This window comes from Sphaerisporangium sp. NPDC051017 (assembly GCF_040683095.1).
In the GTDB taxonomy this organism is placed as follows: domain Bacteria; phylum Actinomycetota; class Actinomycetes; order Streptosporangiales; family Streptosporangiaceae; genus Sphaerisporangium.
The window spans coordinates 61,819-80,620 of sequence record NZ_JBFBCI010000013.1; the positions used below are offsets into that span (position 1 = coordinate 61,819).

Annotated in this window: 21 protein-coding genes; 7 read left to right on the forward strand and 14 right to left on the reverse strand. The window is 71.4% G+C overall.

Going from position 1 to position 18,802, the window contains the following annotated elements; genetic code table 11:
- Positions 1-119: 119 nt before the first annotated feature.
- The 4 genes from AB0M95_RS13980 to sigE all read right to left on the reverse strand — a co-directional run bounded on the left by AB0M95_RS13980 (position 120) and on the right by sigE (position 3,647).
- Complete coding sequence (locus AB0M95_RS13980) at positions 120-494, reverse strand: sec-independent translocase (RefSeq protein WP_363763446.1); 375 nt, start codon at positions 492-494, stop codon at positions 120-122.
- 123 nt (positions 495-617) lie between these two features.
- Positions 618-2,270 (reverse strand): trypsin-like peptidase domain-containing protein, encoded by a 1,653-nt coding sequence (locus tag AB0M95_RS13985; protein WP_363763448.1) that lies wholly within the window; start codon positions 2,268-2,270, stop codon positions 618-620.
- A gap of 190 nt (positions 2,271-2,460) precedes the next feature.
- On the reverse strand, positions 2,461-2,991 hold the full coding sequence (locus AB0M95_RS13990) for a zf-HC2 domain-containing protein (RefSeq protein ID WP_363763451.1): 531 nt from the start codon (positions 2,989-2,991) through the stop codon (positions 2,461-2,463).
- Positions 2,988-3,647, reverse strand: coding sequence for an RNA polymerase sigma factor SigE (sigE, locus tag AB0M95_RS13995; protein WP_363763454.1), 660 nt, complete (start codon positions 3,645-3,647; stop codon positions 2,988-2,990). The genes AB0M95_RS13990 and sigE overlap by 4 nt, the downstream gene beginning before the upstream one ends.
- A 268-nt stretch (positions 3,648-3,915) precedes the next feature.
- On the opposite strand from sigE, the gene AB0M95_RS14000 reads away from it, so the two are divergent.
- Complete coding sequence (locus AB0M95_RS14000; RefSeq protein WP_363763457.1) at positions 3,916-4,566, forward strand: O-methyltransferase; 651 nt, start codon at positions 3,916-3,918, stop codon at positions 4,564-4,566.
- A 37-nt stretch (positions 4,567-4,603) separates the two neighbouring features.
- Here AB0M95_RS14000 and AB0M95_RS14005 read toward each other — a convergent pair whose 3' ends face one another.
- Both AB0M95_RS14005 and AB0M95_RS14010 read right to left on the reverse strand, forming a co-directional pair.
- Positions 4,604-6,079 carry a leucyl aminopeptidase gene (locus AB0M95_RS14005; protein WP_358519581.1) on the reverse strand — a complete coding sequence of 492 codons (1,476 nt, stop codon included), beginning with the start codon at positions 6,077-6,079 and terminating at the stop codon, positions 4,604-4,606.
- A gap of 125 nt (positions 6,080-6,204) precedes the next feature.
- The gene (locus tag AB0M95_RS14010; RefSeq protein ID WP_114033903.1) at positions 6,205-6,372 is read right to left on the reverse strand and encodes a DUF3117 domain-containing protein; all 168 of its coding nucleotides are present in this window, start codon (positions 6,370-6,372) and stop codon (positions 6,205-6,207) included.
- Between the two features lie 179 nt (positions 6,373-6,551).
- Between AB0M95_RS14010 and AB0M95_RS14015 the strand changes: the two genes are divergently transcribed.
- Both AB0M95_RS14015 and AB0M95_RS14020 read left to right on the forward strand, forming a co-directional pair.
- Positions 6,552-7,340 carry a PaaX family transcriptional regulator C-terminal domain-containing protein gene (locus AB0M95_RS14015; RefSeq protein ID WP_363763462.1) on the forward strand — a complete coding sequence of 263 codons (789 nt, stop codon included), beginning with the start codon at positions 6,552-6,554 and terminating at the stop codon, positions 7,338-7,340.
- On the forward strand, positions 7,340-8,215 hold the full coding sequence (locus AB0M95_RS14020) for an enoyl-CoA hydratase-related protein (protein WP_363763465.1): 876 nt from the start codon (positions 7,340-7,342) through the stop codon (positions 8,213-8,215). The genes AB0M95_RS14015 and AB0M95_RS14020 overlap by 1 nt, the downstream gene beginning before the upstream one ends.
- A 2-nt stretch (positions 8,216-8,217) precedes the next feature.
- Here the strand turns inward: AB0M95_RS14020 and AB0M95_RS14025 are convergent, their stop codons facing one another.
- Together AB0M95_RS14025 and AB0M95_RS14030 are read right to left on the reverse strand one after the other, a co-directional pair.
- Positions 8,218-8,775, reverse strand: a complete 558-nt coding sequence (locus AB0M95_RS14025; protein ID WP_363763468.1) for a DNA-3-methyladenine glycosylase I — start codon at positions 8,773-8,775, stop codon at positions 8,218-8,220.
- A gap of 103 nt (positions 8,776-8,878) precedes the next feature.
- Positions 8,879-9,586: a hypothetical protein gene (locus AB0M95_RS14030; protein ID WP_363763471.1), complete on the reverse strand. Its 708-nt coding sequence runs from the start codon at positions 9,584-9,586 to the stop codon at positions 8,879-8,881.
- A gap of 90 nt (positions 9,587-9,676) precedes the next feature.
- On the opposite strand from AB0M95_RS14030, the gene AB0M95_RS14035 reads away from it, so the two are divergent.
- Entirely contained in the window at positions 9,677-9,961 is a 285-nt protein-coding gene (locus AB0M95_RS14035) for a hypothetical protein (protein WP_363763474.1), read from the forward strand.
- Positions 9,962-10,961: 1,000 nt separating this feature from the next.
- Here AB0M95_RS14035 and AB0M95_RS14040 read toward each other — a convergent pair.
- The 3 genes from AB0M95_RS14040 to AB0M95_RS14050 all read right to left on the reverse strand — a co-directional run bounded on the left by AB0M95_RS14040 (position 10,962) and on the right by AB0M95_RS14050 (position 13,953).
- Positions 10,962-11,759 (reverse strand): TIGR00730 family Rossman fold protein, encoded by a 798-nt coding sequence (locus AB0M95_RS14040; RefSeq protein WP_363763477.1) that lies wholly within the window; start codon positions 11,757-11,759, stop codon positions 10,962-10,964.
- A 261-nt stretch (positions 11,760-12,020) separates the two neighbouring features.
- Positions 12,021-13,100, reverse strand: coding sequence for a succinyl-diaminopimelate desuccinylase (gene dapE, locus AB0M95_RS14045; protein ID WP_363763480.1), 1,080 nt, complete (start codon positions 13,098-13,100; stop codon positions 12,021-12,023).
- Positions 13,101-13,116: 16 nt separating this feature from the next.
- Complete coding sequence (locus AB0M95_RS14050; RefSeq protein ID WP_363763483.1) at positions 13,117-13,953, reverse strand: 2,3,4,5-tetrahydropyridine-2,6-dicarboxylate N-succinyltransferase; 837 nt, start codon at positions 13,951-13,953, stop codon at positions 13,117-13,119.
- Between the two features lie 55 nt (positions 13,954-14,008).
- Between AB0M95_RS14050 and AB0M95_RS14055 the strand changes: the two genes are divergently transcribed.
- A complete protein-coding gene (locus tag AB0M95_RS14055) occupies positions 14,009-14,857 on the forward strand; it encodes a hypothetical protein (RefSeq protein WP_363763486.1) in 849 nt (282 codons plus the stop codon).
- Between the two features lie 19 nt (positions 14,858-14,876).
- Here the strand turns inward: AB0M95_RS14055 and AB0M95_RS14060 are convergent, their stop codons facing one another.
- The 3 genes from AB0M95_RS14060 to fdxA all read right to left on the reverse strand — a co-directional run bounded on the left by AB0M95_RS14060 (position 14,877) and on the right by fdxA (position 17,067).
- Positions 14,877-15,539: a DUF4178 domain-containing protein gene (locus AB0M95_RS14060; RefSeq protein WP_363763488.1), complete on the reverse strand. Its 663-nt coding sequence runs from the start codon at positions 15,537-15,539 to the stop codon at positions 14,877-14,879.
- A gap of 11 nt (positions 15,540-15,550) precedes the next feature.
- Positions 15,551-16,630: a succinyldiaminopimelate transaminase gene (gene dapC / locus AB0M95_RS14065; protein ID WP_363763491.1), complete on the reverse strand. Its 1,080-nt coding sequence runs from the start codon at positions 16,628-16,630 to the stop codon at positions 15,551-15,553.
- A gap of 110 nt (positions 16,631-16,740) precedes the next feature.
- Positions 16,741-17,067 (reverse strand): ferredoxin, encoded by a 327-nt coding sequence (fdxA, locus tag AB0M95_RS14070; protein WP_114028798.1) that lies wholly within the window; start codon positions 17,065-17,067, stop codon positions 16,741-16,743.
- A gap of 105 nt (positions 17,068-17,172) precedes the next feature.
- On the opposite strand from fdxA, the gene AB0M95_RS14075 reads away from it, so the two are divergent.
- Positions 17,173-17,424, forward strand: coding sequence for a hypothetical protein (locus tag AB0M95_RS14075; protein ID WP_358519524.1), 252 nt, complete (start codon positions 17,173-17,175; stop codon positions 17,422-17,424).
- Between the two features lie 175 nt (positions 17,425-17,599).
- Positions 17,600-18,682, forward strand: coding sequence for an extracellular solute-binding protein (locus tag AB0M95_RS14080; protein ID WP_363763496.1), 1,083 nt, complete (start codon positions 17,600-17,602; stop codon positions 18,680-18,682).
- Positions 18,683-18,802 lie beyond the last annotated feature (120 nt).

An 18,802-nucleotide genomic window follows, 5' to 3' on the forward strand; every position in this document is an offset into this window, starting at 1 on the left:
GAGCCCTGTACACGAGAGAAGGGGACCCGCCCTCGCGGCAGGTCCCCTTCTACGCGTCTTCGGTGGCGTACGACCGGCGTGCCCGATTGCGTATGGCGGCCCCGGTTGCGCACGGCCCGTCAGGTGGCCTCGGAGTCGTACGGCGGGATCTCGCCGAACTTGAGCTCGCCGCCGGCCCCCGCCATCGCGTACGGCTCGTCGTAGAGGGACGAAGGGTCGTCGACCTTCGCGGCCGGCCGGTTCCAGTCGTCCTCGAGATCCGACAGGAGGTGCTTCCTGACGAAGTTCTTCGGGTGCAGGTCGGCCGGGTCGAAGTTCTTGAACTCCGGACCCAGGTTGTCCTGCAGGTCGTTCCTCGCGTTGTTCGCCATCTGCCGGACCTGCCGCAGCATGCGGCCCGCCTGGGCAGCCGCGCCGGGAAGCTTGTCAGGCCCGAAGACCAGCAGGGCGATCACCACGAGCGCCAACATCTCCGGCCACCCGAGTCCGAACACTGTGATCTCCTAGGCTCTCCCACGCCGCTGCCTGCCGCCCGGCCCGGAGCAGCCGACGGCGACCTCGGCTAACCCCAGACTAATGCCACGGTCCGGCAAGAGGCACCATACGGGAGGCGTATATCACGACGGCTGGGGGGTCGGCACCGGAATGGCGTCGATCGTCACACTGGCGGTCATGTCCCGTCCATCGCGGCGGAACTTGAGCGTCACCGTGGTGCCGGGCGCCTTGCTGCGGATCGCGACGATCAGCTCGGACTGGTCGCTCACCGGGTTGCCGTCGATCGCCAGGATCACGTCCCCGGGCTTCATCCCCGCCTTGTCCGCCGGGCCGCCCGGGACCACCGGCGGCTGGCCCTGCTCGGCGGTCGTGGCGATGCGCACGCCCTCGCCCTGGTAGTCCGGGTCGAGCTGGACGCCGATGCGGGACTTCTTGGCCGAGCCGGTGGTGATCAGCTCTTCCGCCACCCGCCGCACATGGTTGATCGGGATCGAGAAGCCGAGCCCGATGCTGCCGCTCTGCGAGCCGAAGGAGCTGTTGCCGAGCGTGGCGATGGCCGAGTTGACGCCGATGACCTCGCCGGCCCCGTTGACCAGCGGGCCGCCCGAGTTGCCGGGGTTGATCGCCGCGTCGGTCTGGATCGCGTTGATGAACGACGACTCGGAGCCGCTCTCGCCGCCGGCCGTCACCGGGCGGTTGAGCGAGCTGACGATGCCCGTGGTGACCGTGCCGGTGAGCCCGAGCGGCGAGCCGATCGCGATGACCGGGTCGCCGACGACCACGCGGTCGGAGTTGCCGATGGTGATCTCCGGGGCTCCGAAGGTGTCGTCGGGCTTGACCACCGCGATGTCGGAGCTCGGGTCCCGCCCGACGATCTTCGCCGCGGTGGACTTCTTGTCGTTGAAGGTGATCTTGATGTTGCCGGTCAGCGCCGCCGCGGCCACGACGTGGTTGTTCGTGACGACGTACCCGCCCTTGATCACGAAGCCCGAGCCCGTGCCGGCCTCGCTGTTGCCCCGGACCTCCAGCGACACCACGCTCGGCAGGACCTTGGAGGCCACGCCCGCCACGGAGTCCGGGGCGCGGTTGACGATCGCCCCCGTGGGCGTGCCGAGGCTGTACGACGGGTCGACGCCGCCGTTCGAGCGGGTGAGCAGGTAAGTGCCGACGCTGCCCGCGGTCGAGGCCACCAGGGCGATCACGACGGCGAGCGTGGCCAGCACGCCCGTCCTCGGCCCGCGCGAACCGGCGGCGCCGGTCTCGACGCGCGGCGCGCCGGGCGGCGGCGCCCAGCCTGGGCCCATGCCGTACGGGTTGCGCGGCGGGGGCGGGCCGTACGGACCGCCGAGGCCGCCGGGGCCGCCGGAGTACGCGGACGGGCCGGCGTACGGGCCCTGCGGCGACGGCGGGACCGGGCCGGACGGATTGCCCCAGCCGGCCGACGCCTCGCCCCCCTGCCGCCGCCCGGCGTCGTCGCCGGACTCGGAGGCGAAGGGCACCAGCGTGTCGGTCATGGCGTCGCGCGGCGCGTAGGGGTCGGGGGCGAACGGGTCGGCGCCCTCGGGACCCGGCCGGCTCGCGGCGAACGGGTTCGGGCCGGTGAAGGCGTCCGGGCCCGACACGGGCGCGGACCCCGGGAAACCGTCGGAGGCGGGGAGGAACTCGGGGCGGACTCGCATCACGCCGCCCGGCTCCGCCGGCGACGAGCCCTCACCGGAGCGCTGGGATGAAGCGGCCACGTCCCCTGCGTCGTAGGCACGTGTCTCGTCGGTCATCGAACGCTCATCTCCCAGGCTGTCGGCGTCGGCTACGTCAGATTGTCCCTCCGACCGCATACGAACGCCGTAAACGCCGCCCGTCAAGGGTCCACCCGATCGTATGCCCGCCCGCGCGTGAACGGCACGGACGGGCGCCGGCCCGTCCGGCCTGCGGCCCTGTTCCCGAAGGTCCCGAAGTTTCCGAAGGTCAGGGCTGCCGCGAGATGGTGCCCCCGCGCCCCGGCACGAGCCCGCCGACCGGCGGGGACGTGGACGTGCGGTGCTGGTTGGCGAACATCTCGACCGGCGGGGACGCCGGCCGGTCGCCGGTGCCGCCCACCATGAACAGCGTGCCGAGCGCCACGGCCGCCGAGGCGACGCCGACGGCGACGTAACCCGCCCGGCGGCCTCCCTGCGCGCGCCCGGGGCCCGAGAAGCCGCCGCCGCGCCTCGGCCTGTTGTCCGACGGCGAAGTCATCGCATAGGTCGTACTGGGAAAGGGGCGCACCCGCGGCGGGATCGGCCCGCCCGGCTCGGCCATGCGCAGCAGCGACATCGTGAGGTCCGCCGGGACCGCCGGCGGGTCGAGCGACCGCAGGCGGCTCTTCAGCGCCCGGATCGAGTCGAGCTCCGCGCGGCAGTCCGCGCAGAAGGTCAGATGCGCCAGGGCCCGTTCACGCTCGGCGTGACCGAGCTCACCGTCCATGAGCGCTGAGGCGCGCTCTCCGAGATGGCTCATGCTCCCTCCCTGGTTACGGTCGGGGGGAGTTCGTCGCGGCGGGGCGCCCGGTGCTCGAGGGCCTCACGCAACTGGCTGCGACCGCGGTGGATACGGCTGCGGACGGTGCCCAGCTTCACGCCGAGCGTCGCCGCGATCTCCTCGTACGACAGCCCCTCGATGTCGCACAGCACGACGGCCGCGCGGAACTCCGGCTGGAGCGAGTCGAGCGCCGCCTGGATGTCAGGTTCGAGCTGGGCATCGTCGAGCACCTGGGCCGGCGACGGCTCGCGCCCGCGCAGGCGCTCGGCGGCGTCGTCACCGAGCCCTTCGAACCGGATGCGCTGGCGACGCCGCGCCATGTCCAGGAAGAGGTTGGTCGTGATGCGGTGCAGCCAGCCCTCGAAGGTGCCCGGGGTGTAGCTGGACAACGACCGGAACACCCGGACGAAGACCTCCTGCGTGAGGTCCTCGGCGTCGTGAACGTTTCCGGTCAGTCTGTAGGCCAGCCGATAGACGCGCGCGGAATGCGCGCGGACGACTTCCTCCCAGGTGGGAGGCGTCCATGCTCCGTCGGCCGACCGGGGGTCGCCCCCCGCCAACGCGTCATCTGGAGTTTCAGCCTGGTGGTAGTCGTCCACCAGCACTCCTCTCTCCGGGACCACCGCTACAGCCATAGTGCCTGCTTTCGTCCCTTCCTGCGTACCCGCGGCCCAACCTGGTCGCGCCGTGGGCTCCCCGCGTGCGCGTCGCACACGACCTTCATAACGTTCATGAGCGTTCGCGAACTTCCCCGAACTCGAGTGAACCTGCTTCAACAAAGGTCGTTCAAAGCGTGCAACGTACCCGTTGTGGCGTGAGTTCCCGTTCGGCCCCGACTCCCCTAGGCTGCGACCAATACGTGGACCAATACGTGCGTCCGGCGAAAGCGGGGAGGAGAGGCCGATGGCCCCGACGCCGACGAGTCCGGTGGAGGCCACCCTGGCCTACGCGGAGGAGTTCCATTACGAGGACGAGGTGCTACAGGCCGCGAGACGGCGCGGGCTGGAGGTCGGGGCCGTCCCGATCCTGCCCGGCGGCGGCGCGGCGCTGAGCTTCCTCGCCACGGCGATCAACGCCAGGGCCGTGGTCGAGGTCGGCACGGGCTGCGGCGTCTCCGGCCTGTGGCTGCTGCGCGGCATGCGCGCGGACGGCACGCTGACCAGCGTCGACGTCGAGCCGGAGCACCAGCGGCTGGCCCGCCAGACCTTCGCCGAGGCCGGGTTCTCGGGCAGCAGGGTGCGCCTCATCGCGGGCCGCGCCCTCGACGTCCTGCCCCGCCTGGCCGACGGAGGGTACGACCTGGTCTTCTGCGACGCGGCCAAGCAGGAGTACGGCGACTACCTCGCCGAGGCGATCCGCCTGCTGCGACCCGGCGGCATCGTCGCCTTCGACAACGCGCTCTGGCGCAACCGGGTGGCCGACCCTGCCCAGCGCGACCCGGAGACCGTCGCGATCCGCGAGCTGGGCAGGCTGGTGAGGGGCGACGAGCGGCTGCGCGCGCTGATGATGCCGCTCGGCGACGGCCTGCTGGCCGCGGTGAAGACCGCCAACTGACCCGGCGGGGCCCCGCGGCTACGCGGTCAGCAGCAGGCTACGCGGTCAGCCACTCCAGCAGCAGCCGGGTGCCGAAGCCGGTGGCGCCCTTGCTGAAGATGCCGTCGTCGGCCGCGCTGCGGGCGACCCCGGCGATGTCCAGGTGGGCCCAGCGGCGGTCGCCGGTGAACTCGCGCAGGAACAGCGCCGCCGTGATCGCGCCGCCGCCGTAGGTGCCGTCGGCGTCGATGTTCGTCAGGTCGGCCACGGGCGAGTCGAGCGCCGGGCGGTATTCGTCGATGAGGGGCATCCGCCACAGGGGATCACCGGAGGAGGTGCCGGCCTCCACGAGCTCCTTGACCAGGTCGTCGCTCGGGGAGAACACCGCGCCGATGTCGCGCCCGAGGGCGATGCCGATGGCCCCGGTGAGGGTGGCGATGTCGATCACGGTGTCGGGCCGCAGGACGTCATCGGCGTACGCGAGGGCGTCGGCCAGCACCAGCCTGCCCTCGGCGTCGGTGTTGAGCACCTCCACCGTGCGGCCGCCGTAGTGGGTGATCACGTCGCCCGGGCGCTGCGCCGAGCCGGACGGCATGTTCTCGGCCGCGGCGACCAGGCCCGTCACGCGGGTGCGCGCGCCGAGCGCACCCAGCGACGCCAGCACGGAGATCACCACCGCGCCGCCCGCCATGTCGGTCTTCATGAACTTCATGCCGTCGGTGGGCTTGAGGGACAGACCGCCGCTGTCGAAGGTGATGCCCTTGCCGACCAGCACGACGTGCGTGCCGTCCGGGTCGGCGGGCTCGTAGGCGAGCTGGATCAGCCGGGGCGGGCTGACCGAGCCCTGCCCCACCGCGAGGATGCCCCCGAAGCCGCCGGCGGCCAGATCGTCCGGCTCCCACACCTTGGCCTGGAGGCCGGAGCGCCCGGCGATCTCCTCGGCGCGAGCGGCGAGCCAGGCGGGGTTCTTCTCCGAGGACGGCGTGTTGGCGAGATCGCGGGTGAGGGCCACGGCGCGGGCGATGACCTCGCCGCGCTCCACCGCCGGGCGGGCCTCCCCGGGCCCGGTCAGGACGATCTCCTGGACGGCCTTGCCGCGGCTCGCACCGATGCGCAGGCCGTAGCAGGCCAGAAGGGCGCCCTCGGCCAGCGCCGACCACGCGCGCTCGCCGGCGTGCTCCGGCAGGCGGACCTCCAGCGACCCGCGTCCCTTGGCCTTGCGCGCCAGGACGGCTCCGGCCCTGCGCAGCGCGGACGGCGAGGCGTCCCCCACGCCGTACAGCAGCACGCGCCGCACACCCTGCGCGCCCGCGTCGCCGTCCTCGCCGCCTTCGGCGCGGTAGGCGACCGGCGCCTCGACGACCTCGCCGGCCTCGCCCTTGACCTCGTGGTGGGCGAGCAGGGCGTGGACGGGCACGGGAAGCTCGACGTCGGCGGTGAGATCACTGCCGAAGGGCACCGCGAGCAGGTCGGCGTCGCCGCCGGGAGACATGGCGCGGGCCTCGGTGAATCGCAGCGAGGTCTCGATTGGCATGGTGGTCCTCCCCGGGCCTGGGCGGAATGGCCGGCCTGGATGTGCGACAGCCCCGGCGTGGGGCGCGCGGCCCGGCCGCCGGGGCCGTCAAGTCGCCTGTGTCGATGGGTCGGGTCAGGGGTATGTCAGCCGACGACGTTCTTCAGAGCGTCGCCAAGGGCTCTGGCCTCGTCCGGTGAGAGTTCGACGACAAGCCGGCCGCCACCCTCCAGAGGGACCCGCATGACAATGCCCCGTCCTTCCTTGGTGACCTCCAGCGGACCGTCGCCGGTCCGCGGCTTCATCGCCGCCATGCGTGTATCCCTTCCTGCCTCGGCCTGCGCGATTCCGGGGCACGCGCTCCGCGCCCGGCCGCCCGCCGCTTTCACGTCTTCTGTGACGTCCCATTATCCCGCCTCGCGAGCGCACATGGGTAACGATCTCCTCCCAGAATGCGTTGTCCGGGGCCCTTGCGCCGACCAAACTGGTCTCTGTGAACGCCCGTGCCGCGCTTTTCGATCTCTACGGAGATCACTTGCGCATTCGTGCCGGACGCGCGTCCGTGGCCGCGTTGGTCCGGCTGGTGGCCCCGCTCGACATCGCCGCGCCGGCCGTACGGACCGCGATTTCACGGATGGTCCGGCAGGAGTGGCTCAGGCCCGTCCGGCTCCCGCAGGGCCCGGGGTACGCGCTGACGCCGAAGAGCGTCCTGCGCATGGACGAGAGCGCCGCGCGCATCTACCGCACCGGCGCCACCGCCTGGTCCGGCCGCTGGCACGTCCTGGTCTTCGAGCCAGTCCGCGACCGCGCGAGGCGCGAGCGGCTGCGCGCCGACCTGACCTTTCTCGGGTACGCCTGCCTGTCGGAGACCACGTGGATCGGCCCGCGGGCCTCCCCGGAGCTCGCCGGGCTGCTGGAGGAGCAGCAGGTGCGCGCCGACCGGTTCGAGAGCACCCTGGACGGCGACCCGCAGGAACTGGTCGCCCGCGCCTGGGACCTGGGCGCGCTGGCGAGGGCCTATGACGCGTGGACGATCCAGGCCGTCGACCTGGTCGGGGCGCTGCCGTGCGACGCCCCCGACGACCGCGTCTTCGCCGCGCGTAGCAGACTGGTCCACGGATGGCGCAACTTCCTGTTCCGGGATCCTGGCCTCCCGCCGGAGCTGCTGCCACCGGCCTGGCCGGGCGAGAAGGCCCGCGCCTACTTCGAGCAGGAGGCCGCGCGGCTGCTGCCGGCGGCGGCCGCCTTCGTCGATCGCAATCTGGACAAGGGGGTCCACTGATGGATCAGCCGGACAAGCAGCCGGACGCAAAGGCGGGCACCGCCTCCTCCGCCGCCGCGCCGCAGGCGTCCCCGACGGCCGACGCGCACGGCCACGACCACGTCCTCTACGCGGTGGAGGACGGCGTCGCCGTCGTGACGCTCAACCGGCCGGAGGCGATGAACGCGCTGACCGTCCAGATGAAGGCCAGCCTGCTGGAGGCCCTCGAACGGGCGCGGGACGACGCCGCGGCGCGGGCCGTGCTGCTCACCGGGGCCGGGCGCGCCTTCTGCGCCGGGCAGGACCTGCAGGAGCACACGGCGAACCTCGCGGCGGGCGTCGGCCTCGACAACACCGTGCGGGCGCACTACAACCCGATCATCCTCACCGTCACCGGCATGGGAAAGCCGGTCGTCGCGGCCGTCAACGGCGTCGCCGCGGGCGCGGGCGCCTCGCTGGCCTTCGCCTGCGACTTCCGGGTCGCCGCGGACACCGCGAAGTTCGCGATGGCCTTCGGCGCCATCGGCCTCGCACCCGACTCCGGCGCGTCCTGGACGCTGCCGCGGCTGGTCGGCCCCGCCAAGGCGCGCGAGTTGCTGCTGCTCGGCGACACCGTCGGCGCCAAGGATGCGCTGGAACTGGGGCTGGTCACCTCGGTCGTTCCGGGCGCCGAACTGGGCGAGCGGGCCCGTGAGCTGGCCGTACGGCTCGCGCAGGGCCCCACCCTGGCCTACGGCGCGATCAAGCAGGCCCTGGACTTCTCGGCGGCGCACACCTTGGAGGACTCCCTGGAGGTCGAGGCCGACCTGCAGGACTTCTGCGCCAAGACCGAGGACCACGCCTCCGCGACCCGCGCGTTCCTGGCCAAGCGGAAGCCGACCTTCGAAGGACGCTGAGCTCAGACCTGCCGGGCGCGCACCCAGCAGTCGGCGACGTGGTCGTTCACCAGGCCGATCGCCTGCATCAGCGCGTACGCCGTGGTCGGGCCGACGAACCGGAAGCCGTGACGCTTGAGCTCCTTGGCCAGCGCCTTGGAGCCGGGCGTCACCGCGGGCACGTCCGCAAGCGTCTTCGGCGTCGGCGCGGCGGGCTCGGCGTACCGCCAGACCAGGTCCGACACCCCGCCCGGGATCTCGGCCGCGACGCGGGCGTTGGCGATGGCCGCCTCGATCTTCGCGCGGTTGCGGATGATGCCCGCGTCGGCGAGCAGGCGCTCGACGTCCGCCTCGCCGAACGCGGCCACCGCGCCGATGGAGAACCCGGCGAAGGCCACGCGGAAGTTCTCGCGCTTGCGCAGGATGGTCAGCCAGGACAGGCCGGACTGGAAGGCCTCCAGGGTCAGCCGCTCGAACACCAGGTCGTCGCCCCGGACGGGACGGCCCCACTCTTCGTCGTGGTACCGGATGTAGTCGGGCGCGGAGGTCACCCAGCCGCAGCGCACAAGCTCAGGGGTCACGAAGTCCGAGGTTACAAGCTTTCCGCCGCCGCCCGGACCCGCGGCGGACTCCCTACCCGGGCGCCGCTCCGGCCGGTCCGCTCCGGCCGGTCCGAGCCGGCCGTCACGCGTCCTCGGGATCGGGACGCTCACCCGCCGTACCACCGCCTCCGGCCGCGTGCCTGCCGGAGGCCCCGCCGGGCGTCTCGAACGCGCCGCGCTCCTTGGGCTGCTCCTTGGGCTCGAACGCGTCGCGGTCGCCGACGGGAGCGGCGGACAGGGCGCGCTTCGGGGGAGGCTCGGTGGCGGGCTCGAACGGGCCGCGCTCCTCGGCCGGAGGGTCGGCCGAGAGCCCCCGGCCGCCGGTCCCGGGCTCGGCAGGAGACGTCGTGGACACGCCGTGCACCGGCGTGACCTGGCCGATCGCGCCGAACAGGGCCTCGGCCGACTCGTGCTCGGCGATCGGCGGCCCGGGCTCGGGGGTGGCGATCGGCGCCCAGGACGGCCGCGCGTACGACTCCTGGCGCGCCTGGATGCGCCCGGCGAGCAACTCTTCGAGGCGCTGCTCCAGCACGGCGATGTGCGTGTCACGCCGGCCGATGGCCGCCGCGGCGCGCTGCAGGGTCTCGTCCACCGTCTGGGTGTGGTAGCCGACCAGGCTCACCGGCAGGTGCAGATCCATGAAGTCGGCGGCGGTGAGCTGCCCGGACGCGGGAAGCTCCACCGGCGGCACATCGGGCGCGAACTCCACGAGCTCCCCGCCACGCCCCTGCGAGACCATCACCACGCAGTAGAGAACGGCGAGCGCGGCGACGGCGAGTAGGACCAGCACATACGAATCGTGCCACATGGGCGCCTTTGAGCGCTCATGGTTGCGGGGGACGATGGCGGGCCAGGCCCCCCGGCATGTGACAATCACGGCATGGCTGCAGTGCTCGTGATCGGCCCGGACGAACCGCTCGACCCCTCCTGGACCGAGGCCCGCTCGGCCGCCGAGGTCGAGCGCGAGGTCGCCGCGGGCCGTACGGTCGCGGTGACGCTGGCCGGGGACGAGACCGCGCAGATCGCCGCCGCGGCCGTCTACGCGTGGCTGGGGGCCCGCGTCTTCCGCACGCCCCACGTGACGGGCGTCCGCCAGGCGGTCGACATGGCCGACTCCCTGTCCGGCAGGCGCCCGCCGGCCCTCACCCGCCGCGGCCTCGCCTAGCCCTAGCGCTGTTCAGTTGCGATCCTCGGTCGCCCGCGAAGGCGACCGCCACCCGGGGGCCTCGTCGGTGAACCGCAGCTCGTACCCTTCTTGCGATCCTCGGTCGCCCGCGAAGGCGTTGCGACCCTCGGTCGCCCGGAGGGGCGACCGCCACCGGCTACGTCAGCGGACGCCTGTTCGCCGTACTGGTTGCGACCCTCGGTCGCCCGGAGGGGCGACCGCCACGGCATCTGAACAGCCCATACTCCTGAGCAGACCCAGCAAACACCGTTGTTCAATTTACTTATCAAGGAACATATACGGCGATAACTCCTTCGGAACGCCTGGCGTGTCGCATGAGCATTCCAGGTTCCGAAGCGCGACAGGTAACGACCAAGGATCGCCAGATGAGCGTACAAGCGCAACAACGATCAAGCGACCTTTCCCCCCACAGCTGCGATACCAGTGCGCAGGTCGCACACAACCATGGTCGCCGTGCCGGCGACGAGCCGGGCAATGCGCGCCGTCCACCCCTTCCGGGCGCCGCCAGGCGGTCGAACGAGACGGCCAACTTGACGGTGGCCACCGACAAAGATTGCATGCCCGGACATGATCTGGCCGATCACAGTGAGCACATGAGTTTCGTCCTTGGCGTCCAACCCAATGTTCGTCTCTGTAACGCCGCTTGAGACCGCGTGGGCATCGCTGCAACTTTGACCGCCGGCGTCGCCCTGAGGCGACCCGAGAGCCGCTTAGCGCCTGCTGTCGCGGGGCCAGCAGGCTGGAGACCAAGCCCCGTACTCACGGTCGCGCCCGAGGCCTTCGGCGGCGATCACGAACAGACCGAAGGCTTTGTCCATAAGCCCTCATGGAGTGCCGACCGCCAGGCACGGATACGCACGAACCGATCCGAATCGATCACGCTCCACCTGTCCCGAGCAGGCTGCACAGGGTCTTCACCTCTCGCAGGTTTCTAAATTTTTCTAACATTGTTAGAAAGTGAGAGAAGCGAACCGTAGAGTCACGTTTCCTCGGCCTCTGCGGTGGCGGCGCGGACGCGGGACTCGACGGCCGCCTGCCCGGCCCGGCGGTGGCCTTCGACGATGTAGCGGACGGCCTCGTCCGGGTCGTCGGTGAGGTGGAGGAGTTTGGGGTCGTCTGGGGAGATCATGCCGTTGGCCAGCAGGGTTTCGTTGATCCAGTCGAGGAGGGGCTGCCAGTACGCGGTTCCCAGGAGGACGATCGGGAACATAGTGATCTTGCCGGTCTGCACCAGCGTGACGGCCTCGAACAGCTCGTCGAGGGTGCCGAAGCCGCCGGGGAGGACCACGAAGGCCTGCGAGTACTTGACGAACATGGTCTTGCGGACGAAGAAGTAGCGGAACTCGATGCCGAGGTCGACGTAGTCGTTCAGCTTCTGCTCGAAGGGCAGCTCGATGCCGAGCCCCACCGAGATGCCCCCGGCCTCGCGGGCGCCCTTGTTGGCGGCCTCCATGCAGCCGGGGCCACCGCCGGTGATCACCGCGTACCCGGCCTGGGCCAGGGCCTTGCCGAGGTGCTCGCCGAGCTCGTAGACGGGGCTGCTCGCGGGGGTGCGGGCGGAGCCGAAGACCGTGACGGCGGGTGGCAGTTCGGCGAGTTGCCCGAAACCCTCCACGAACTCGGCCTGGATGCGCAGCACCCGCCAGGGGTCCTGGTGCAGCCAGTCGGCCGGCTCGCGGCGGTCGAGGAGCCGCTCGTCATAGGTGGACTTGGGCACCATCTTGCCCCGGACCAGGGAGGGGCCCTGACGGCGTTCCTCGCGTGAGTTTCTGTGCATGCGGGCCACGCTAACCGTCCGCGAGAGCAGACATGCCCTCCCGCATCGGGACGGTCCCGGCAGTGTGTAAAGAATCTTGGAAAATCTGTCCGGAGCAGCGGAACCGTTTCTCCGGGAGCCCCCGTCTAAGAGACGAGGGTGCTGCTCGGGACTGAAAGTGGCTTTCCCCGCCGAATGGCCGGCGAGGAAAGCCACTTTCTTTTGTGCCGTGAGCCGGTGGGCGCGCCGCGGACGTCGCAGGCCCTGACGATCAGGAGCCGATCAGGCGGCTCCGAGCCAGTCCAGCATCCGCCGCTCGCACTCGACGATCTTGGTGAGCGAGACGTACTCCCCCTGCTGGTGCGCGAGCGCCGGGTCGCCGGGGCCGTAGTTCACGGCCGGCACGCCGAGGCCCGCGAACAGCGCGACGTCCGTCCAGCCGAGCTTCGCCCGCGGGGTGCCGCCGACGGCCCGCGTGAACGCGGCGGCCACCGGGTGGGTCAGCCCGGGGCGGGCGCCGGGGGCCTCGTCGGTGAACCGCAGCTCGTACCCTTCGAAGACCTCGTGGACGTGCCGCCGTGCGTCCTCCGGCGACCGGTCGGGGGCGAAGCGGTAGTTGACCGTGACCACGCACTCGTCGGGGATCACATTGCCCGCCACGCCGCCCGCGATGCCGACCGCGTTCAGGCCCTCGTGGTAGGCGAGGCCGTCCACGACCGGCTCGCGCGCCTGGTAGGCGTTGAGGCGCTCGAGGATCGGCGCGGCGGCGTGGACGGCGTTCACTCCGCGCCAGGAACGGGCGCTGTGGGCGCGTTTGCCCCGGGTGATGACGTCGGCGCGCAGCGTGCCCTGGCAGCCGCCCTCGATCTCGCCGTCGGTGGGCTCCATGAGGACGGCGAAGTCGGCGGCGAGCAGGTCGGGCCGGGTGCGGGCGAGGCGGCCCAGCCCGTTGCGGGCCGCCTCGATCTCCTCGCAGTCGTAGAAGACGTACGTGACGTCCCTGGCGGGGCTCGGCGCCCCGGCGGCCAGCTTGAGCGCGACGGCCACGCCGCTCTTCATGTCCGAGGTGCCGCAGCCGTACAGCAGGTCGCCCTCGACGCGAGACGGGAGGTTGCCCGCGAGGGGCACGGTGTCGATGTGCCCGGCGATCACGACGCGCTCGGCGAGGCCCTGCTCGGTGCGCGCGACGACCGCCTCGCCGTCGCGGACGACGGTGAGGTGCGCGAGCGGCGCGAGGGCCGCCTCGATCGCGTCGGCCAGGACCTTCTCGCCGCCGCTGACCGACTCGACGTCCACGAGCGCGGCCGTCAGCGCCCGGACGTCGCCCGTGAGGTCGAGCGGCCTCACCTGCGGCGCCGTCATCGTCCCTCTCCCCGGTTCAGGCGTTGACGCCGTGCTGGCGCAGCACGGCGTTCAGCTCGGCCTTGTCGTGGCGCTGCCCGGGGGCGAGCCGCTTGAGCACGAGCACGCAGGGGAGCCCGAAGGTGCCGCCGGGGAACTCCTTGGCGCGGGTGCCACCGACCGCGACGCACCAGTCGGGGATGCGTCCCCGGCTGATCTCCTCACCGGTCTCGACGTCGATGACCGGCATGGAGGCCGACAGGATCGTCCCGGCGCCGACCACGGCGCCCTTGCCGACCCGCGCGCCCTCGACGATCATCGAGCGGCTGCCGATCAGCGCGTCGTCCTCGATCACGACCGGCACGGCGTTCGGGGGCTCCAGGACGCCACCGATGCCCACGCCGCCGGACAGGTGCACGTTGCTGCCGATCTGAGCGCAGGAGCCGACCGTGGCCCACGTGTCCACCATGGTGCCGCTGTCGACGTAGGCGCCGATGTTGGTGTACGACGGCATCAGGACCACGCCGGAGGCGAGGTAGGCGCCCCAGCGGGCGATCGCGCCCGGGACCACGCGCACGCCTTCCAGGGAGGTCTTCAGCGGGATGCGGTCGTTGTGATGAAAGTCACCGACCTGGCTCCTGACCATGCCGAGCACGCGGAAGCTCAGCAGGATGGCCCGCTTGGCGCGCTCGTCGACGATCACGTCGCCGGAGGTGTGGTCCACGAAGGCGACCCGGGCCTTGCCGGTGTCCAGCATGTCCACCGCGCCGACGATCACGCCGCGCGCCTCGCCGTCCTCGGGCGACAGCTCTGCGCGGTTCTCCCACAACTCGTCCACGGTGGCGGGCAATGGGCTTTCGAAGGTCTCGCTCATGGTCTGCGAGCTTAGTCCCGCAACGCCATGTCGGCGGGACCGGTAGGTTCTTGCCGTGGCACGGGGATTCTCAAAAGCGGTCCTGACGATCATCAGCATCGTCGTCGTGCTCACAGGCGCCCTGTTTTACGGCGTCTATCACCTTCTGAACAAGGCGAAGCCGCTCGGCGAGTTCTGCCAGGTGAAGGGCACGTCCGGGGTCCTCAACCTGGAGATCGAGCAGGCGCAGATCGCCGCCACGATCGCCGCCGTCGCCACGCGCCGCAAGCTGCCCGACCGCGCGGTCGAGATCGCCTACGTGACCGCGATCCAGGAGTCCAAGCTGCTGAACCTGCCGTACGGCGACCGCGACTCGGTGGGCGTCTTCCAGCAGCGGCCCTCCCAGGGGTGGGGTACGGTCAAGCAGCTCCAGGACCCTGTGTACGCCACGCAGAAGTTCTTCGCGGCGCTGGTCAAGGTCAAGCGCTACCAGAAGCTGCCGCTGCACGAGGCCGCCCAGGCGGTGCAGCGGTCGGCCGACGGCTCGGCGTACGCCGCGCACGAGGCGGACGCCAAGATCCTCGCGGCGGGGTTCCTCGGCCGGGTGCCGAAGGGCGTCCACTGCTGGTACCCGGTCGCCGACGAGCCGCCGGCCCCGCAGCCCGCCAAGGCGCGCAAGGAGCTCACGCGGGCGCTCGGCGACCTCGGCGAGGCCGGCGCCGGCCAGGCCGCCGGGGACGGCACGCGGATCGACGCGAGCTCGGAACGCCGGGGCTGGCTGATCGCCGCCTGGTCCGTCGCCAACGCCCGCGAGTACTCCCTGCGCCAGGTGAGCTACGCCGGGGTCACGTGGAAGTCGGCCTCGGGCAACGACGGCTGGCTCACGGACGGCAAGGCCGTGGCGGGCCGGGTGGACCTGGCCTGAGAAGGCTCCCCAGGGGGCGTCAGAGCATCCGCTCGACGTAGAGGGACCCCGGGGCCAGCGGCTGTGCGTACGCGGCCGTCCAGGACTGTCCCTGCACGCGGTTGAAGCTCAGCAGGCGCCCGTCGGCGGCCCGGTAGTCGGCGAAGTCGACCAGGCCGCGCTCGGGATAGCCGGTGGTGCCCTCGGAGCGGAAGGCGGCGGTCCCGCGCTCGATCGGGTAGAACTCGACGCCTTCCATGATCAGCATGCTCTTGGCGGGCACCATGCCCTGGGTGGGCACCGGCGTCCAGAGGTAGACCTCGAGGTGCGGCGGGTCGTCGGGCGTGGCGCCCTCGTGCTCCTCGACGGAGAGCCACTGGTAGACGCGCGCGCCGTCTTCCAGGAGGTACTCGGTCCACTGGTCGCCCTGCCACGACAGGTGGAGGGCGCCGATGACGCGGGCCCGCACCCCCTGCCGGTCGACGGTGTCGCCGACCTTGATGGTGCGCGGGTCGAGGGATTCCGGGTCGATGACGATCGGGCGGGCGAACGCCGGGTGCGACGGCATGGGCTCGCGTGCCGGCTCAGGAGGTCTGGGAGCCGGACGAGCCTTCCGTTCGGGGCGTCGTCGCGTACCCAGGTAGACGCCCAGTACGACGACGATGACGGCTGCGCCCACTGCGAGCACGACCACAACGGTCATGCCGCGGGATACTACTGGAGCCGAAGCAGCGCCGCATTGACCCGCTCATCACTGGCCGTCATGGCGATTCGGATATGCGAGGAACCGGCCTGCCCGTAAAAGTCGCCCGGCGCAACCAAAATGCCCATTTCGGCTAGCGCCTGGACCTGCTCCCAGCACCCGCGCTCATCGGCCGCCCACAGATAGAGCCCGGCCGTGGAGTGGTCGACCCGCCAGCCCGCCTTCTCCAGCGCCGGACGCAGCAGGGCGCGCCGCGCGGCGTACCGCTCGCGCTGCTCGTCGGCGTGCCGGTCGTCGGCGAGGACGGCCGCCGTCGCCGTCTGGACGGGGGCCGGCATCATCATGCCGGCGTGCTTGCGGACCTCCAGCAGCCGCTTGACCAGCGCGGGATCGCCGGTGACGAACCCCGCGCGGTACCCGGCGAGGTTCGAGCGCTTCGACAGCGAGTGCACCGCGAGCAGCCCCTCGTGGGAGCCCTCGCAGACGTCGGGGTGCAGGATCGAGACCGGCCGTTCCTCCCAGCCCAGCTCGATGTAGCACTCGTCGGAGGCCACCACCGCGCCGCGCTCGCGCGCCCAGGACACGACCTTGCGCAGGTGCTCGGCGGGCAGCACGCGGCCGGTCGGGTTCGACGGCGAGTTCACCCACACCAGCGGCACCCGCTCGGGCCCGAGCCCCAGCAGACCGTCGGAGGCGTACGGCGTGGCGCCCGCGAGCCGCGCGCCGACGTCGTAGGTCGGATAGGCCAGGGCCGGGATGACCACGTGGTCCCCCGCGCCCACGCCGAGCAGGGTCGGCAGCCAGGCGACCAGCTCCTTGGAGCCGATCGTCGGCAGGACGTCGGCGGGGTCGACGCTCACGCCGTGGCGGCGCGCCAGCCAGCCGGCGGCGGCCCGGCGCAGCTCCTCCGTACCGTGGGTGAGCGGGTACCCGGGGCTGTCGGACGCGCCCGCGAGCGCCTCCTGGGCCACGGCCGGGACCGGGTCCACGGGCGTGCCCACGGACAGGTCGACGATGCCGCCCGGATGGGCGAGCGCCAGTTGCTTGTACGGCGCCAGCCTGTCCCACGGAAAATCGGGCAGAGCGATCACCGAATCACCCCCGGTAGTTCAAAACGCAGGACGAGCTCACGACACCGGCTGGTACCGCGACCGAATGTCACGGTACCCAGCGGCACCTCGTGATCACGGACTGGCCGGGCTCAGTGCTCCTCGGCCTGCGGCGGCAGCGCCGCCACGATGGGGTGATCCTTGTTGATCTTGCCGACCTTGGACGCGCCGCCGGGCGAGCCCAGGTCCTCGAAGAACTCGACGTTCGCCTTGTAGAAATCCTTCCACTGGTCGGGCGTGTCGTCCTCATAGAAAATCGCCTCGACCGGGCAGACCGGCTCGCACGCGCCGCAGTCCACACACTCGTCTGGGTGAATGTAGAGCATGCGGTTGCCCTCGTAGATGCAATCGACGGGGCACTCTTCTATGCACGCCTTGTCCAGGACATCCACGCAAGGCTGCGCGATGACGTAGGTCACCTCGGACTCCTTCTTCTCCGCGCCTTCGCACGACTCGACCGCGGGTTGCAGAACCTAGTATTGCCGTGTCCGGCACTTGGCTGGAACGGGAGGGGGGCAAACCGCGTGACGTCCGGTTTCGGCGGCAGGCTGGTCATCTCGATATCTCCCTCGGACGTCGGTCACAGGATCACCGTCCGCCGCCGCGATCCCGAAGGGTTCCGCGACACCGTAGGGGTGCTCGAATCCTGGGCTGAGGGGGTGCTCCGGGTGCGCAAACGGGACGGCACGCTGGTCGAGATCCCCGAGCGCCTGGTCGTCGCCGCCAAGGTCGTGCCGGCCGGCCCGCCCGGCACGAGCGGACCCAAGCGGGCATAGGCCGATATAAGGCGCTATAGGCCGACATTGGCGGGCACAGGCGGACGGACACGGCGGAACGCGGCGCGAACCGGCGGGGGCCGTAACACCCGTCCCGCCCAATGCACCCCCAATGCCGGGCCAAACACCGCGTGCCTCCTCGACGCGAGCCGATCTCACACCGAGTATGCGATTCGTGACTCCACGTCGTACCGCCGCCATAACGCTCCTCGCCACCGCCGTCGCCGGGTGCTCCTCGGCGACCACCACCGAGAAGAAGCTCCCCCCGGTCAACCCCCGGGCCGCGAGCCTGGCCGAGGGCTTCGGCACCCTGGACAGGCTCGTCGAGGCGGCGCGCAAGGAGGGTGCGCTCACCCTCGTCGGCGTCCCGCGCGAGTGGGTCAACTACGGCGCGATCATGGACCGCTTCTCCGGCGAGTACGGGGTGCGCGTCACCGTCGTGGAGCCCGGCGCGAGCAGCCAGCGCGAGATCGACGTCGCCAAGGCCGCGCCCGCCGGGCAGGCTCCGGACGTGTTCGACCTCGGCATGGACGTCGCCATCGCCAACGCCCAGCGGTTCGCCCCGTACAAGGTGGCCGCCTGGCAGGACATCCCCGACACCGTCAAGGACCTCAAGGGCCACTGGTACGCGGGGTACGGCGGCTACATGTCGATCGGGTACGACCCGCGCAAGGTCCCGGCCCCGAAGAGCTTCGCCGACCTGCTCAAGCCCGGGTACGCCGTGGCGCTTCCCGGCGACCCGCTGCGGACGGCGGCGGCGTTCAACGGCGTCATGGCCGCCTCGCTCCAGGGAGGCAGGCCGGAGGCCAGGCGGGGGCTGGAGTTCTTCGGCAAGCTGAAGCAGGGTGGCGGCTTCCGCCTGCCGTCCCAGGCCAACACGCTCGTCGACTGGGACTACGTGAACGCGGCCAAGGCGGCGGAGACCGCGGGCGACGACAAACCGGCCTGGAAGGTCGTCATCCCCTCCGGGGCGGTGCTCGCGTCCTACTACGTCCAGGCGATCAACAAGAAGGCGCCGCACCCGGCCGCCGCGCGGCTCTGGCAGGAGTTCCTCTACACCGACGAGGTCCAGAACATGTTCCTCAAGGGCTTCGCCCGCCCGGCGCGCATGGAGGCGCTGGAGATGAAGGGCACGCTGGACCGGAAGGCCGCCGCCAGGCTGCCCGTGGTGCCCGGCGCCCCGGTCGTGCTCTCCGTCCCGCAGACGGACGAGGCCAAGACCTTCCTGAAGGAGAACTGGGCCAAGACCATGAAGTGAGCGGCCCGCCCATCGCCGTCGCAGGGCCTGTACGCGAGGGAGTGCGGGGAAGCTTCCGGACGGATGTGTCCCCAGCACAACAAGGCTCTAAAGTGTCTTTACTCACGACACGGAAAGCGA

What these genes read in the sequence shown, in the direction of transcription:
- AB0M95_RS14050 (WP_363763483.1), bottom strand. Translation starts at nt 13,953, where the DNA reads ATGAGCGAGACCTTCGAAAGCCCATTGCCCGCCACCGTGGACGAGTTG.
- AB0M95_RS14040 (WP_363763477.1), bottom strand. Translation starts at nt 11,759, where the DNA reads ATGCACAGAAACTCACGCGAGGAACGCCGTCAGGGCCCCTCCCTGGTC.
- AB0M95_RS14010 (WP_114033903.1), bottom strand. Translation starts at nt 6,372, where the DNA reads ATGGCGGCGATGAAGCCGCGGACCGGCGACGGTCCGCTGGAGGTCACC.
- AB0M95_RS14005 (WP_358519581.1), bottom strand. Translation starts at nt 6,079, where the DNA reads ATGCCAATCGAGACCTCGCTGCGATTCACCGAGGCCCGCGCCATGTCT.
- sigE (WP_363763454.1), bottom strand. Translation starts at nt 3,647, where the DNA reads ATGGCTGTAGCGGTGGTCCCGGAGAGAGGAGTGCTGGTGGACGACTAC.
- AB0M95_RS13990 (WP_363763451.1), bottom strand. Translation starts at nt 2,991, where the DNA reads ATGAGCCATCTCGGAGAGCGCGCCTCAGCGCTCATGGACGGTGAGCTC.
- AB0M95_RS14060 (WP_363763488.1), bottom strand. Translation starts at nt 15,539, where the DNA reads ATGACCGTTGTGGTCGTGCTCGCAGTGGGCGCAGCCGTCATCGTCGTC.
- dapE (WP_363763480.1), bottom strand. Translation starts at nt 13,100, where the DNA reads ATGACGGCGCCGCAGGTGAGGCCGCTCGACCTCACGGGCGACGTCCGG.
- AB0M95_RS14035 (WP_363763474.1), top strand. Translation starts at nt 9,677, where the DNA reads ATGGCTGCAGTGCTCGTGATCGGCCCGGACGAACCGCTCGACCCCTCC.
- AB0M95_RS14020 (WP_363763465.1), top strand. Translation starts at nt 7,340, where the DNA reads ATGGATCAGCCGGACAAGCAGCCGGACGCAAAGGCGGGCACCGCCTCC.
- AB0M95_RS14000 (WP_363763457.1), top strand. Translation starts at nt 3,916, where the DNA reads ATGGCCCCGACGCCGACGAGTCCGGTGGAGGCCACCCTGGCCTACGCG.
- AB0M95_RS13985 (WP_363763448.1), bottom strand. Translation starts at nt 2,270, where the DNA reads ATGACCGACGAGACACGTGCCTACGACGCAGGGGACGTGGCCGCTTCA.